The organism is Janthinobacterium sp. BJB426, from assembly GCF_002735705.1.
GTDB lineage: Bacteria > Pseudomonadota > Gammaproteobacteria > Burkholderiales > Burkholderiaceae_D > Janthinobacterium.
The window spans coordinates 25,749-40,665 of record NZ_PDZL01000002.1 but is presented as its reverse complement, the minus strand read 5'-3'; the positions used below and the strand labels follow the sequence as shown (position 1 = coordinate 40,665).

The window sequence follows — 14,917 nt, the reverse complement described above, 5'->3', positions numbered from 1 at the left end:
CCTGGAGCCTGGCATGAAAATCAGGACCAAGCTGATCATCAGTACCAGCGTGCTGCTGGCGGGCGTGGCGGCCATGGCGGCGGCCGGCCTGCTGCTGGTGAAAGGCATCGAAACGCATGTGCACGGCTTGACCGACCAGACCGTGCCGCTGTACACGGACGTGTTGCGCCTGCGCTATACCGTGCAGGATATGACGTCGGATTTTTTCGAACTGGGCAAGGCGGAAGACCTGGCGCAGCTGGAGCAGGTATCAAGCAAGATCGTCGCCAGTATCCAGGCCGCCGAGAGCATCAGCCAGGACTTGCGGCGCCACGGCGAGTCGCAAACGCCCCGCTATCACTCGGCCTTCGAACAGGAATTCCAGCGCATGCGCGTCGCCGTGCGCAAACGCCTGGAAAACGAAGCCTATTACAAGGCCCAGGCGACGGAGATGCGGCAAGTGCTGGCGCAGATCAAGGCCGCCGCCAAGGGTGCGCGCAGCAAGATCCGCCTGGTCGACAGCCAGGCCCAGGCCACGGCCGCCGAGGTGCAGCTGGAAAGCCAGCGCCTGAACCAGAACGCCCGCTACCTGACCGATTTGCGCAAGAGCATCCACGACATGCAGATTGCGCTGGCCGAAACGGAGGCTGTGAAAAACCGTTTCCGCATCGCGCCCTTGCGCGAACGGCTGACGGCGGCCGTCGCGCGCCTGGCGGGAAGCAGCGAGCGCGACATCAGTCCGGCCCAGCAGGCGCTGCGGGCGAAACTGCTGGCCACGGCGCGCCAGATGCTCGATCCCGCCGCCGGCTTGCTGGCCCTGCGTGCGGGGCTGCTGGCCGAGGGCGGCGCCAGCGCGGCGCAGCAGGCGGCCTACGCCGCCCTCAAGGAGCAAACCAGCACCGCGCTGGCCAGCGCCCACCTGCGCCTGGCCGAGGAGCTCGATCCCATCGAACTGCAGCTGGCCATCGGACGCGACCGGCTGGCGGAGGCCGGCCGCTACATGCACACCTCGGCCCGCATCGAGGATGCCAGCGGCGAAATCAACCTGGCCGTCGACGCCATCAGCATCGACGTGGGCGAAGTCATGCTGGCCACGGCAGCCGGCGATGTCACGCGCCTGGGCCACGATATCGCGCAGCGCATCAGCGCCCTGCAGCGCGACATGGCCACCATGCAGACCTTGCTGCAAAGCATAGGCCAGCTGGACTTGCTGGCCGAAACGCGCGGCGTCAACACCCATCTCGATGCGGTGGAGCGCTCGGGACAGCGGCTGGTGCAAGCCAAGGGCAGCGTGCTGGACAGCCAGACGGCGCTGGATGAGGTCATCGACCACGTGCGCGCCTTCGAGCGCGAACAGGCCGCCTATTCCGCGCAGCAGGTGGCGCGCATCACGGGCCAGCAGCAGGACGCGGTGACCCAGGTGCGCGAGGGCGTGCGCCATGCCTTCGTGCTGATCCTCGGCATCGCCCTGGTGCTGCTGCTGGCCTGCGTGGCCATCACCGGGCTGATCAGCGCTTCCATCGCCAGGCCGCTGGCGCGCCTGTCCTACGCCATCGCGCATATCCGCGACGGCAAGGCGCTGTCGGTACGCGTGGCGCAGCACGGCAGCGATGAACTGGGGCAATTGATCCTGGGATTTAACGGCATGCTGGAGCACGTTGAACAGCGCGACCTGGCGCTCAAGCAGGCCAAGGGCGAGGCCGACGCCGCGAACCGCGCCAAGTCGGAATTCCTGGCCAAGATGAGCCACGAAATCCGTACGCCGATGAATGGTGTGCTGGGCATGACGGAGTTGCTGCAGCGCACAGAACTGAGTCCCAAGCAGCAGCGTTTCGTGCACACGGTACACCGTTCGGGCGAAAGCTTGCTGAGCATCATCGACGACATCCTCGACTTTTCCAAGATCGAGGCGGGCAAGCTGGTGCTCGAACATATCCCCTTCGACCTGCGCCAGGTGATCGACGATGTGGTGGCGCTGTTTGCCAACGGCATCCATCGCAAGGCCATCGAATTTACCTGCCGCATCGCCTCCGACGTGCCGCAGCACGTGCGCGGCGACCCCGTGCGCCTGCGCCAGATCCTTACCAATTTGCTCAACAACGCCACCAAGTTCACCGAGCGGGGCGAGATTTCCGTCGACGTCAGCTGTCCCGTTGCCGGCCAGATCCGGCTGGAAGTGAGCGACACGGGCATCGGCATGGCGCCGGAAGCGGCTGCGGCCGTCTTCCAGCCCTTCCGCCAGGCCGACAGCACCACCTCGCGCAAGTATGGCGGCACGGGACTGGGACTGGCCATCATCAAGCAACTGGCGGAGATGATGGGTGGCAACATTGTGCTGAAATCCGTGGCGGGCCAGGGGTCCAGCTTCGCCGTCACCGTCGTCGTGGGCAGTGTAGCGCCCGAAGACGCGCCGCCGGCGCCGCCGCCGCGCGTATCGCTCGATGCCTTGCACGTGCTGATCGTGGACGACAATGCCACCAACCGCAGCATCCTGCTGCAGCACGCGATCGAGTGGCAGATGGCCGCCGCCAGCGCCGCCGACGGCGCCGAAGCGCTGGGCCTGCTGCAAGGCGCGCTGCGCGGCGGGCGCCCGTTCGACCTGGCCATCATCGACATGCGCATGCCCGTCATGGACGGTGCCGAACTGGTGCGGGCGATCAAGGCCGACGCCGGCATGGTGGCGCTGAAAATCATCATGCTCAGTTCACTCGATGCCTCAGCCGACCTGCGCCTGGTCACGGCGCTGGGGGTGGAATACTGCCTGACCAAGCCCGTGCGGGCGCTGGAACTGCGTCACTGCATCGAAGCCGTCTGCGGCTTCGGCACCTTGGCGCCGACGCCGCCAGCGGCGCCTGCCCTGCCCGCTGCGCCGGACAGCGCACCCGCAGGCCAGGCGCCGCTGCGCATGCTGCTGGTGGAAGACAATGCGATCAACCAGGAAATCGCCCTGGCTATGCTGGAAGATAGCGGCTACGAAGCCATGCCGGCCGACAACGGGCGGCGCGCGCTGGCCCTGTGGGAACGTCACCCGTTCGACGTGATCCTGATGGATTGCCAGATGCCGGAAATGGACGGTTTCGAAGCGACCCGGCAGTTGCGCCGCATGGAAACCCAGCAGGGCCGTCACCGCACGCCCATCATTGCCCTGACGGCCAATGCCATCCTCGGCGACCGCGAACTGTGCCTGGACGCGGGCATGGACGACTACCTCGCCAAGCCGTACACGCGCGCCGCCCTGCTGGCCGTGCTGGCCCGCTGGCACCCGGCGCCCGCCGTGCCGGCGGCTGCGGAAACGGTAGTGACGATGGAAGCGACTCCGGCGCCGGCGAAATCGGCCTCCATCCTCGACGCCGCCGCCCTGCAAAACCTGCGCGCCATGCGGCGTCCCGGCCGTCCCGACGTACTGGGCCGCATCATCGACCTGTTCTACAGCGACGCCCCGCGCCTGCTGGGCCAGCTGGAAGTGGCCGCCGAGGCCAGTGACGCCGCTGCCCTGCAGCTGGCGGCGCACACGCTCAAGTCCAGCTGCGCCAACGTGGGCGCGCTGGGCTTGTCGGCCACCTGCCGTGAAATCGAACAATACGCGCGCGGCAATGATGTCGGCAGCGCACTGCAGCATATCCGCGGCATCCAGCAAGAACTCGACCGTGTCCTCGCCGCCCTGGCCCTTGAGAAGGAAGCCCTATGAATACCGCACTGCCCCTGCAAGCACTGGTCCTGGTGGTCGATGATGACACCATGACGCGCATCCTGGTGACGGAAGCGCTGGAACCGGAAGGCTTCCGCATCGAGGAAGCGGCCAGCGGCCTGGAAGCGCTGGCCGCCTTCCAGCGCGGCGTGCCCGACCTGATCCTGCTCGACGTCGCCATGCCCGGCATGAGCGGCTTCGAATGCTGCGCCCAGCTGCGCCGCTTGCCCGGCGGCGCGCACGTGCCCATCGTCGTACTGACCGGCAACGACGACGACGACTCCATCAAGCAGGCGCTGGAAGCGGGCGCCAGCGACTTCATTTCCAAGCCGATGCAATGGCGGCTGCTGGCGCACCGGCTGCGCTACCTGCTGCGGGCCAGCAGCGCGCTCACCGAGTTGAGCCGCATCCAGGAAAGCCTCAGCCACGCGCAGGCGCTGGCCCGCCTCGGCAACTGGGAATACCGGATCGCCGGCGGCGACGGCTACTGGTCGCCGGAACTGTTGCGCATCCTGGGCCTGGACGCCAATTCCGGCCCCACCAGTTTCGACCGCCTGCTGCAATGCCTGCCGGAAGACCAGCGGCCCCTGCTGCTCGATGCCTTCATGGAACTGCATGCGAACGGCACCAGCTACGGACTGGAACACAAGGTGCTGCAGCCGGACGGCGGCGAGTGCATCGTCTTTCACCAGGCCGAAGCCGTGCGTGAAGGCCGCGAGGTGCTGCTGATGCGCGGCACCGTGCAGGACATCACGGAACGCAAGCTGCAGGAATTGCGCATCGAATACCTGGCCAACCACGACGCGCTGACAGACTTGCCCAACCGCCAGTTGCTGAACGACCGCATCGGCCAGGCCATCGTCCATGCCCGCCGCACCCGCCTGCACCTGGCCACCCTGATGCTGGACCTCGACCGTTTCAAGTTCGTCAACGACAGCTATGGCCACCCGGTGGGCGATGCGCTGCTGCAGGAAGTGGCCCGGCGGCTGAAGCTGGCGGTGCGCGAAGGCGACACCGTGGCCCGCCAGGGCGGCGACGAATTCGTCATCCTGCTGACGGACCTGCCCGACCTCGAGACGGCCGAACAGATCGTGAAGAAAGTGCTGGCGATGTTCGACGATCCTTTCGTACTGGGCGAACATACCCTGCACGTCAGCACCAGCATCGGCGCCAGCGTGTTTCCCTCCGACGGCGACAGCGGCGACATGCTGCTCAAGACGGCCGATGCGGCCCTCTACAGCGCCAAGGACAAGGGCCGCAACGGCTACCAGTTCTACAACCACAAGATGGGCGTGCTGGTGGAAGAGCGGGCCGAAATCGAACACGCGCTGCACCAGGCGCTGGCGCTGGGCGAGCTGGAACTGCACTACCAGCCCAAGGTCGACCTTACCAGCGGCAAGATTTATGGCATGGAAGCGCTGCTGCGCTGGCGCCGCGACGGCATCGGCCTGGTGCCGCCGGACCGCTTCATTCCCCTGGCCGAGGAAACGGGCATGATCGTACCCATCGGCGAATGGGTGCTGCGCACGGCTTGCGCGCAACTGGGCGTCTGGCACGCCTACGGCTTTACGCACCTGACGATGGCGGTCAACGTGTCGGCGCGCCAATTCCGCCAGGTCGACATGCCGGCACTGGTGCGCGAAGTGCTGGCCGACAGCGGCGTGCCGGCAGATTGCCTGGAACTGGAGCTGACGGAGAGCGTGCTGATGCAAAACCGCGACCTCGTGGTGAAGGCGCTGGAACAGTTGAAGGAAATCGGCGTCACCTTGTCGCTGGACGACTTCGGCACCGGCTATTCCAGCCTGTCCTACCTTAAGCAGTTCCCCATCGACGTGGTCAAGATCGATCAATCGTTCATCCGCGACGTGACCGACAGCGTGGATGGCGCGTCGCTGACCCGCTCCATCATCGCCATGGCCAAGTCGCTGCACATGACCACCGTGGCCGAGGGCGTGGAAACGGAGGGGCAATTGGGATTTCTCAATACCAACCACTGTGACGCCATGCAAGGCTATTACTTCAGCCGCCCGCTGCCCGGTGCCGAGATGGATCAGATGTTGCATGCTGGCACCCATTTGCCGCCCGACAGCTGCCATGCCGAAACGCCGCAGCGCGTGCTGCTGCTGGTGGACGACGAGGAACATATCCTGTCCGCCCTGCGCCGCTCGCTGCGCAAGGAGGGCTACCAGATACTCAGCACCAGCAAGCCGCAGGAAGCGCTGGAACTGGTGGCCGCCCACGCCGTGGGCGTGATCCTCACGGATGCGCGCATGCCGGGCATGTCCGGCAACGAGCTCCTGCGTCGCATCAAGGGCATCTATCCGGAGATCGTGCGCGTGATGTTGTCCGGCTACCCTGAATTGCATTCGGTCACGGCAGCCATCAACGAAGGCTCCGTGTACAAGTTCATCACCAAACCCTGGGACGAGACCCTGCTGAAAGAGCATCTGCGCGAAGCCTTCGTGCGCTTCGAATCGGGCGTGCAGCGCCCGCCAATGGGGCCGCATGGCATCGAGATCAGCAACCGCGCCGCCTAGGCGCGCCACCAGGAGTCAGCATGCCGGATCAGTTGTTCTTCGAAGGCTTGCGCGCCCTGGCCGAAGCCGCCTTTCCCAAGCATTGCGCCTGTTGCGGGCGCGTCTTCGCCACGGCGGACGAATTCATCGGGCAGACGCAGGCGATGCGCCAGAATGTCTCCGGGCTGAAACAAAGCTTCGACGATAACAACGTGGCCATCGTCGAGGTCTACCGCAATTGCCTGTGCGGTTCGACCCTGATGGATTTCTTTTCGGACCGGCGCAGCACCTCCGAGGCCAGCCAGGAGCGGCGCCAGCTGTTTGCGCGCCTGTTGCCGCTGCTGATGGAAAAAGGCATGGAACGGGCTGCCGCGCGCGAATATCTGCTGCACGTCGTGCGCGGCCAGCTGCCGTGACGAGCCGCCTGCTTTACCAGTAGCCCAGCACCTTCCACCAGGTCGTGCCGACGACGGCAAAGATCAACAGTTCCACTACGCACATGATGAAGCCGACGCGCCACCAGTTGCCCATGGTCACGAAGCCGCTGCCGAAGATGATGGGCGAGGTGCCCGTCGCATAGTGGGTCAGGGTCATCATGATGGCCGAGCCGGCCGTCATCATCAGCATGAAGGGCACGTGGTATTCGGCCGGGATCAGGTGCAGGCCCACCGTCAGGAAGGCCAGCAGCATGGCGCTGATGTGGGCCGTCGTGCTGGCGAAGAAATAATGCGAAAAGACAAACACCAGCACCAGGACGCCGGCGATCGGCAGCCAGTCCATGCCGCTGGCGACAATCGCCGCCTTCATGCCGGCCGAGAACCAGGCTATCACGCCCGTCTTGTTCAGTTGCTCGGCCATCATGACGAGCGCGCCGAACCACACGAGGGTGTCCCAGGCGCTCTTTTCCGACAAGACGTCATCCCAGTCGATGGTGCCGGTAATGATCAGCACGAACAAGCCGACAAAGGCGACCACCGTCGCATCGAGCGAAAACGCGGGGCCGAACAGCATGGCAGGCACGTTGGCCCACAGCAAGAGCAGCAAGGCGAAGGTGCCCAGCATGACTTTTTCCGACGGCGACAGCAGGCCCATGCTTTTCAGCTCCGCCTTGGCGTAGGTGACGGCGTCCGGCGTGGCTTTCAGTTCCGGCGGCGACAGCCAGTAGATAATCAGCGGCATCACCAGCAGGCAGACCAGGCCCGGCAGCAGCATGCACAGGGCCCAGGTCGTCCATGTCAGGTGGAAACTCTGGCCGCTGGCCTTGGCCACGAAGTCGACCACCAGCGGATTGGGCGCCGTGGCCGTCAGGAACATGGCAGACGTGATGGGATTGGCGTGGTAGTTGACGAGGGCCAGGTAGGTGCCGACCTTCTTTTCCGTGCCCTTGGCCGGGTCCGAATCGAAGGCGTTGGCGATCGATTTCATGACAGGATGGACGATGCCGCCGCCGCGTGCCGTGTTACTTGGCGTAAATGGCGCCAGCACCAGTTCGCAGATGGCCAGGCCATAGCCGATGCCCATGGTGCGCTTGCCGAGCAGCGAGATGAACAGCAGGCCGATGCGGCTGCCCAATCCCGTCTTTTTCAGGCCGCGCGAAATCAGGATTGCCACGACGATCAGCCAGATCAGGGGATTCGAGAAACTGCTGAGCGCATCCGTGATGGCGCCCTTGGACGAGGTCGACGTCACTTGCGACAGCGACACGATGACGATGGCCATCATGGCCATCACGCCGATCGGCATGACTTTTAATATGATCGCCAAAATCGTGGTGAGGAAGATCGCCACCAGGCCCCAGGCCTTGGGCGTCAAGCCATCGGGCGCCGGCAGCAATAGCATGCTCACCAGCAAGATCGTGCAGATCAGGGCGGGGACGAGGCGGAATGGGACGGCTTCCTTGAAATGCAGGAACAGGTCGCGCACTGTTTTATACATCTTTATTACCTTTCGCTGTGGGTCGGGCATCGTGGCGGCAGGAATCGTGCACGCAGATTCATGGGCTGGCAGGCACAAGAAGCGCGCCCGCAAGATGACAGATGCCCAACAATTCTGTTCGGCAATATCATACACGCAAGACTGCCCGTCTCCTGCTCCATTCGGCGCGCCTTTGCCGGCAATTGCAAAATCGTTGACCTGCGCGCGGCATCTCTCACATAATCGCCCTTCCTGCCGCCCGCCCCCACGAGGATGCCATTGCATACCCGCAACAATCACATCGACGCCCTGCGCGGCGCCGCCATCCTGTGCGTGCTGGCATTGCACTTCGCCCTGGCCTACGGCTTGAAGAACAGCCCGCTCGGCGTTCTGCCGACTTGGCTATTGAAAGCCGCCTACCAGGGCAATTACGGCGTGACCATGTTTTTCGTCATTTCCGGCTATTTGATCACATCGACCTCGCTGCGGCGCTGGGGTGACCTGGCGCGCATCGACCTGGCGGCGTTCTATGTCTACCGCATCACCCGCCTGCTGCCCGCGCTGCTGCTGGCCCTGTCCATCATCGTATTGCTGGGGGTGCTCGACGTGCCCTTCTTTGCCAATTCCGATGGCGGCAAGGACTTGCCCGCCAGTTACTTCGTCATCGCCATCGCTTCCATCCTGACCTTCTGGCACAACGTGCTGATGCAAAGCGCCGGCTATTTCAATTACTGCCTGAACGTGTACTGGTCGCTATCGGTCGAAGAAATGTTTTATCTGCTGCTGCCCCTGTCGTGCCGCCTGCTGCGCCGACGGCACTGGATCACGCTGCTGTGCGGCGCTGCCATCGTCGCCGGCCCCGTGTACCGCAGCCTGCATGCGGACAACGAGATTTACTTCATGTACGGCTACTTTGCCTGCTTCGACGCCATCGCCATCGGTTGCCTGACGGCCCTGCTGACGCAACGCTGGCAACCAGGTGCGCGGGCCGGGCGATTCTTGCGCTGGACAGCGGGCCTGGTCCTGGCGGCCCTGTACGTGCGCGGCATCGGTGGCCATGAGGTATTCGGTTTTACGTGGATCGCCGTGGCTGGCGCAGCCTACATCGTGGGCGCCACGGCGGGCCAGACGGCGGGCCAGGGCCGCTCCGGCCCGCTGCAATGGCTGGGACGGCACAGCTATGAGCTGTATTTGTTCCATATCATCGTGCTGGCCGGCATGCGCAATGTGGTCGACAAGGCGGGCCTGGGCTACGCGGAACGGCTGCCGTGGCTGGCGCTGTTCCTGGCCGCGACGGCGCTGGCGGCCGCCCTCGTGGCCCGCTACGTGTCCGACCCGGCCAATGCTGCCCTGCGCCGGCGCTTCCGGGGCGCCGCCACGGCCGCGCCGGCATGCGCTGGCGGCAACCCTGGCGCGGCGCCTTGAAAAACTGAGCCAGGTCAAGAGTCCGCATGCCCACAGCCCGTTTCCGGGCGAAATCCAGCCCGATCTTGCCATCCGCACTATAATGTTGGCACCGTGTGCGGCAGCATTGGCGGCGATAGACGGTAACAATTTCGTGTGGAGGCCGGTACAATAGCGTCTGGGCCTACACAGGGTTTCACTTTTGCCAGCAGTTGCCAGCAACTAACCATTTTTTTGACCAGCCAACAAATACTATGAGTTCGATGAATGAAGAGCGCGTTTTAAGCGTGCACCACTGGACGGATACCCTGTTCTCCTTTACCACCACGCGCGACCCATCGCTGCGTTTCTCGAATGGTCACTTCACCATGATCGGCCTGCGCGTCGATGGCAAGCCCCTGCTGCGTGCCTACAGTATCGCCAGCGCCAATTACGAAGACCACCTGGAATTTTTCAGCATCAAGGTACCAGGCGGTCCTTTGACGTCGCGTTTGCAACATTTGCAAGTGGGCGACACCGTCATCGTCGGCCGCAAGCCGACGGGCACCCTGGTGTCCGACTACCTGCTGCCAGGCAAGCGCCTGTACATGCTGTCGACGGGCACCGGCCTGGCGCCATTCCTCAGCATCGTGCGCGATCCGGACATCTACGAGCGCTTCGACCAGCTGATCCTCGTGCACGGCGTGCGCCAGGTCGATGAACTGGCTTACCACGACTTGCTGGAAGAGCATTTGCCGAAGCATGAATTCCTGGGCGAAATGGTCAGCGACAAGCTGCGCTACTACCCGACCGTGACGCGCGAAGACTTCCGCAACATGGGCCGCATCACCGAACTGATCGAGAACGGCAAGCTGGCCGAAGATCTGGGCGTGCCGGCACTCAATCCGGCCGAAGACCGCGTCATGATCTGCGGCAGCTCGGAAATGCTGCGCGACCTGAAGGAAATGCTGGAAGCGCGTGGCTTCAAGGAAGGCAATACCTCGACGCCTGGTGACTTCGTGGTCGAGCGCGCGTTCGCCGAGAAGTAATCCGCAAGGCATCCGCAACACCCCAGGGGCCCGGCCCCGCCGCTTTCTGCGGCGGCGTCGGGCCTTTGCATTGCGGCGTCAGCGGGCCAGCGGCGCGGCGCGCTGGTAGCGCAAGCCATTCATGAAGCGCTGTACGGGCAAAAAGGCGCTGCTGAGGATATCGTCCTGCGCTGCGTAATAGCGCGTTTCGATCTTCAGCAAGCCCAGCACGGTCGCATCGAGCTTGTCCGTTTGGTATGGCCGGTTTTCCAGCGCGGCGCGGACGGCCGCCGATTGCGGCGCTTGCTGGTTGTCCCAGATCAGCATGGGAATTTCATAGCCGCTCTTGTCCGAGGCGGAATGGCCCGCGTGATTGCGGCTGTAGCCCACTTCCTGCCCGTGGTCGGAAACGAACAGCAGCGAGGCGGCGCGGTCGGTCTTGGCCTTTTCCGTCATGCCGATCAGGGTGCCCAGCACATAATCGCCATAGCGGATGGCGTTGTCGTACTCGTCGCGCTGGTTGCGTATCCAGCTTGACCTGCCCTGGTGTTCCATCTGCGCGCTGACGGCGTCGTGCGCCCGGTCGAAATGCGCGAAGCGGCTCGGGTAGCGCATGTCGTAGCTGGGATGGGCGCCCAGCAAATGCACGACGATAAGCTTTTTCGGCGCCTCGTCGCGCAGCGCATGGGCGAAGGGCTGGAACAGGTTGCCATCAAAATTGTTTTCGCCGCGACCAGTGCCATAGTTGATGAAGTCGCTCTCATCGGCCTCGCCCGCCAGCAGCCCGATCCAGCCATCGTTGCGCGTCTGGTTCGACACCCAGAACGTCTTGTAGCCGGCCGCCTCGGCCAGCATCAGCAAGTTCGGCTTGGCCATCCACGCGTCGGGGTTGCCGATATCGGCGGGCGTCAGCATCGTCATCATCGATTCCACCGTGCTGGCGGCCGGCGAAATCACGTCATTGAATACCAGCAGCTTCGAGCGCATGGCGTCGAGCTGGGGCGTGGTGGCGCGCGGATAGCCATACAGCGACATCGAGGCGCGGTTGGTGCTCTCGCCGATCACCAAGATGACGGTGCGGGCATCCTCGCCTGCGTAGCGTACATCCCAGTCGCGCGGCGCGGACATGGCCGCCGTCAGCGCGTGCTGCATCGATTGCATCGCTTGCAGCTGCGCGCTGTACTGCTGATAGCGCAGCGGCCAGAACAGGGCCGGATTTTCGCGCCGCATGGTGGTGTTGACGTGCAGCAGCACGAGAAAGACGGCCATGCTGGCGGCCAGGCATTTTTGCGGCAGGCCCGGCGCCGCAACGGCGCGCGCAGCGTGCCAGCGCTGCAACTGGCGGTCGGCCAGCAGCACCGCCGCCGTCACGAGCACAAAGCAGCCGGCTGCTTGCGCCAGGGCAACGCTGTTGTGCAGCAAAAACTCGCCCGTTTCGGCTTGATCTGTCGCAAACATCGCCTGTAAAACGGCATTTGGATTCGGCCGCATGCCAAAATAGCCACGCAAGAAGCCCTTGATGGCGGCATCGAGGTAAAACACGGGCACGACGACGCGCACCAGCACGGAGATCGCGCTCGGGCTGCGGCGCCACGCATGCAGCACGCCGCCCACGCCCAGCAGGAAGGCCGCGAGTAACACGCTCAATTTCAGGCATTCGTTCGCGCTTAACTGATCGAAGAGGAAGAACAGCAGCAGGCCAGCAATGCTGAACAGGACACGGCAAAACAGAATCAGCATGGGGCGATAGATAGTAGGCATTCAAGGGAGACATGCCCGTGCGACGGGCCAGCGATTGTAGCGCAGTCCGTTGCAACTTGTACCATTATTTCCTGCGCGCTCCTGACAGAAATTGTCAGTGCTTTTTATTATGATTTCGGCACCAGCAGGCCAACGAGCCTGTATTACTATTGATATCTCCACCAGCGACAGGACTTTTCATGACACGTGCCATCACCATACTGACCGAGAACTTTGCCGATTGGGAAACCGCCCTGCTCAATTCCACGGCGCGCCTGTATTACGGCTTTTACACGCAGTTCGCCACGCCGGGCGGCTTGCCCGTCACCTCGTCCGGCGGCATGCTGGTCACGCCGCAACTGGCGCTGGAAGAAATTGTGCTCGATGAACTCGACTTGCTGATGGTGTGTGGCGGCAGCCACTGGCAAAGCGGCAAGGCGCCCGACCTGGGCCCGTTGCTGCGCGCCGCCCGCGACAAGAATATCGTGCTGGCCGGCATTTGCGACGGCACGCGCGTGCTGGCGCAGGCTGGCGTGCTCGACACCGTACGCCACACCTCCAATTCCGCCGACAACCTGACGGCAACCGGCTATGCGGGCGCCGCCCTCTACCAGGATGTGCCGTGGGCCGTGGCCGACCAGCGCGTCATCACGGCGCCCGGCACGGCGCCCGTCAGTTTCACGGCGGAAGTCTTGCGCGCCCTGGGCATCGCCGATGACAACCTGGCCGCCTACCTGGCCATGCACGGGGCCGAGCACGGCAAGACTGCCGGCTAATTGACGCCCAGCGCGCGCAGGCGCGCCACGGCGTGCGTGTTGCCCGGATCCAGTTCCAGCGAACGGCGATAATGCGTGATGGCCTGCGCCTTCGCGCCGTCCGCCTCGTACGCTTCGGCCAGGCTGTCGTGGCCATTCGCCCCTTGCGGGTACAGTTGTACGCCCAGCTGGAAGACGGCCGCCGCCTGCTTCGCTTGCTGCCGTCCCAGCAGGCGGTAACCCCAGGCATTCAAGTCGTCTTCCGTGGGTTCCGACAGCCCGTGCTGGCGCCGGATGGCCGTCAGTTTCTTGTCCAGCCCGTCAAAACCGTCAATGGCCGCCTGCTTGCGCAGCAGGTGGGCCGCATACGCGCCGCCGCGCTGCTGGCGCAGGCCGGGAATGTAGAAGCTTGCGATAGTATCGATCAGCTGCTCCGGCTGGGCGCCGGCCAGGTTGCTGAGGATAATGACGGCCAGGCCATCGTCCGGATACACATAAAAGGCCGAGCGGGCGCCGCCGATGCCGGCCACGGCGCGGTGCTCACTGCGGCCGATGCTGGGCCAGCCCAGCGCCCACGGCGCCGGCTTGCCGTCACTTAAGCTGGTCGGCTGCCACAGCCGTTCCACACCGGCGGGCGCCAGCAAGCGTCCCGACTGCAGCGCGATGAGCCAGTTCGCCAGTTCACCCACATTGCTGTTGATACCGGCCCCGGCGCGCATGAAGACGGGGAAATCCTCGATCACGTTGCGGTAACCCTTGCCTCCCCGGTCCAGTACGTAGGAACTGGCCTTGTTGGCGACCACGTCCTTCGCGTCGCCAAAGCCACTGTGCCGCATGCCGGCCACGTCGAACTGCCGGCGCTGGATGAAAGTGGTAAAGGGCTGGCCGCCTTGCCGCTCGATCAATTGCGCCAACAACACGTAATTGGTCTGGTTATAGCGGAAGCGCTCTCCTGGCTGAGCTTCCACGGGCAGCGCCTGCACGGCAGTCCACGCCGCAGCGCCATCGTCCGGCAGCGGCCCCACCAGCTTGCCGCTGCGCTGGTCCAGCACATCGGGCAAGCCCGAGGTATGGTTGAGCAGTTGCGTCACCGTCACGGCTTGCCAGGCTGGCGGGAGCCCCGTCAGGTATTCGCCGATGGGCGCCGCCAGGTCGATCTTGCCCTCCTGCACCAGCTGCATCACGGCCACACCCGCAAACGATTTCGTTGCCGAATTGATGGAAAACAGGCTCGTCTCCGTCACGGGCACCTGGTATTGCAGGCTGGCCAGGCCGAAATTGCGCGTCAACACCACCTTGCCACCCTGGATCACCGCCAGTTGCAGCCCAGGAATCTGGCGCTCCTGCATTTCGCTGCGCAGGAAGGCGGCAACCTCCTGCTCCGCGTTGGACACTTTCTGCTGGTTGGCGGGAGCGGCAGTGACCGCTGCAGTGACGGGAGCAGCCACGGCGGCAAGCGCCATGACGAGCAGGAAAGACGGGAAGCGTGGGTTCAAAATACGGCTTTCGACAGTGGAAAACGGAATCGCAGCATCCCATACCTATTTATCAACGTCAACGACAATCTTGCCGGTCAGAAAGTCACTCTTCCAGCCACACGTCTTCGTAGCCTTCGCGGTCAAGGATGAACCTGGCGCCGCTGGGCAAGGCCAGGTAATCGACCACTTGCGGCAGCATGTCGTGCAAGTGTTCCGCATGCAGGGGCTGGTAAAAGCCGCTGGCATCGTCGTGTTCGCCGCAGTGGATGAACCAGCTGATGGTGCCGTTTTCCGGCAGCGCGACGCGCGTGCCATAGATGGGCGACTGGTCCAGGCTGCCGATGGCCAGGGCCACCATGGGCTCCGGTGCTTGCGCGGGCAAGCCGAATTTGTCGCAGATGCGCTGCTGTGTTTTGCTGATCGGTATGCTCATGCT

The 14,917-nt window shown here is 64.2% G+C and carries 10 protein-coding genes; 6 read left to right on the top strand and 4 right to left on the bottom strand.

Annotated elements, in window-relative coordinates; all coding sequences use genetic code 11:
• Positions 1-13 precede the first annotated feature (13 nt).
• Genes CSQ93_RS03255 through CSQ93_RS03245 form a run of 3 tightly spaced genes read left to right on the top strand, consistent with a single transcriptional unit; the run spans position 14 to position 6,599 of the window.
• Complete coding sequence (locus tag CSQ93_RS03255) at positions 14-3,667, top strand: response regulator (protein WP_099376738.1); 3,654 nt, start codon at positions 14-16, stop codon at positions 3,665-3,667.
• Complete coding sequence (locus CSQ93_RS03250) at positions 3,664-6,204, top strand: EAL domain-containing protein (protein WP_099376737.1); 2,541 nt, start codon at positions 3,664-3,666, stop codon at positions 6,202-6,204. Before CSQ93_RS03255 ends, CSQ93_RS03250 begins: the two co-directional genes overlap by 4 nt.
• 20 nt (positions 6,205-6,224) lie before the next feature.
• Entirely contained in the window at positions 6,225-6,599 is a 375-nt protein-coding gene (locus CSQ93_RS03245; RefSeq protein WP_099376736.1) for an oxidoreductase, read from the top strand.
• 13 nt (positions 6,600-6,612) lie between these two features.
• On the opposite strand, the gene CSQ93_RS03240 is transcribed toward CSQ93_RS03245, so the two are convergent.
• Complete coding sequence (locus CSQ93_RS03240; RefSeq protein ID WP_099376735.1) at positions 6,613-8,118, bottom strand: DASS family sodium-coupled anion symporter; 1,506 nt, start codon at positions 8,116-8,118, stop codon at positions 6,613-6,615.
• Positions 8,119-8,370: 252 nt separating this feature from the next.
• Between CSQ93_RS03240 and CSQ93_RS03235 the strand changes: the two genes are divergently transcribed.
• Positions 8,371-9,522, top strand: a complete 1,152-nt coding sequence (locus CSQ93_RS03235) for an acyltransferase family protein (RefSeq protein WP_099376734.1) — start codon at positions 8,371-8,373, stop codon at positions 9,520-9,522.
• 233 nt (positions 9,523-9,755) lie between these two features.
• Positions 9,756-10,529, top strand: coding sequence for a ferredoxin--NADP reductase (locus CSQ93_RS03230; RefSeq protein WP_058051074.1), 774 nt, complete (start codon positions 9,756-9,758; stop codon positions 10,527-10,529).
• A 78-nt stretch (positions 10,530-10,607) separates the two neighbouring features.
• Here CSQ93_RS03230 and CSQ93_RS03225 read toward each other — a convergent pair whose 3' ends face one another.
• Positions 10,608-12,269: a phosphoethanolamine transferase gene (locus tag CSQ93_RS03225; protein WP_099376733.1), complete on the bottom strand. Its 1,662-nt coding sequence runs from the start codon at positions 12,267-12,269 to the stop codon at positions 10,608-10,610.
• 179 nt (positions 12,270-12,448) lie between these two features.
• Here CSQ93_RS03225 and CSQ93_RS03220 point away from each other — a divergent pair, with 179 nt between their 5' ends.
• A complete protein-coding gene (locus CSQ93_RS03220; protein ID WP_099376732.1) occupies positions 12,449-13,024 on the top strand; it encodes a type 1 glutamine amidotransferase family protein in 576 nt (191 codons plus the stop codon).
• On the opposite strand, the gene CSQ93_RS03215 is transcribed toward CSQ93_RS03220, so the two are convergent.
• Together CSQ93_RS03215 and CSQ93_RS03210 are read right to left on the bottom strand one after the other, a co-directional pair.
• The gene (locus CSQ93_RS03215; RefSeq protein WP_199534237.1) at positions 13,021-14,499 is read right to left on the bottom strand and encodes a serine hydrolase domain-containing protein; all 1,479 of its coding nucleotides are present in this window, start codon (positions 14,497-14,499) and stop codon (positions 13,021-13,023) included. The two genes, CSQ93_RS03220 and CSQ93_RS03215, sit on opposite strands and share 4 nt — an antisense overlap.
• 85 nt (positions 14,500-14,584) lie before the next feature.
• Positions 14,585-14,914, bottom strand: a complete 330-nt coding sequence (locus CSQ93_RS03210) for an immunity protein Imm33 domain-containing protein (RefSeq protein ID WP_099376730.1) — start codon at positions 14,912-14,914, stop codon at positions 14,585-14,587.
• Positions 14,915-14,917 lie beyond the last annotated feature (3 nt).

What these genes read in the sequence shown, in the direction of transcription:
- CSQ93_RS03230 (WP_058051074.1), top strand. Translation starts at nt 9,756, where the DNA reads ATGAGTTCGATGAATGAAGAGCGCGTTTTAAGCGTGCACCACTGGACG.
- CSQ93_RS03250 (WP_099376737.1), top strand. Translation starts at nt 3,664, where the DNA reads ATGAATACCGCACTGCCCCTGCAAGCACTGGTCCTGGTGGTCGATGAT.
- CSQ93_RS03220 (WP_099376732.1), top strand. Translation starts at nt 12,449, where the DNA reads ATGACACGTGCCATCACCATACTGACCGAGAACTTTGCCGATTGGGAA.
- CSQ93_RS03255 (WP_099376738.1), top strand. Translation starts at nt 14, where the DNA reads ATGAAAATCAGGACCAAGCTGATCATCAGTACCAGCGTGCTGCTGGCG.
- CSQ93_RS03225 (WP_099376733.1), bottom strand. Translation starts at nt 12,269, where the DNA reads ATGCCTACTATCTATCGCCCCATGCTGATTCTGTTTTGCCGTGTCCTG.
- CSQ93_RS03245 (WP_099376736.1), top strand. Translation starts at nt 6,225, where the DNA reads ATGCCGGATCAGTTGTTCTTCGAAGGCTTGCGCGCCCTGGCCGAAGCC.
- CSQ93_RS03240 (WP_099376735.1), bottom strand. Translation starts at nt 8,118, where the DNA reads ATGTATAAAACAGTGCGCGACCTGTTCCTGCATTTCAAGGAAGCCGTC.
- CSQ93_RS03235 (WP_099376734.1), top strand. Translation starts at nt 8,371, where the DNA reads ATGCCATTGCATACCCGCAACAATCACATCGACGCCCTGCGCGGCGCC.
- CSQ93_RS03210 (WP_099376730.1), bottom strand. Translation starts at nt 14,914, where the DNA reads ATGAGCATACCGATCAGCAAAACACAGCAGCGCATCTGCGACAAATTC.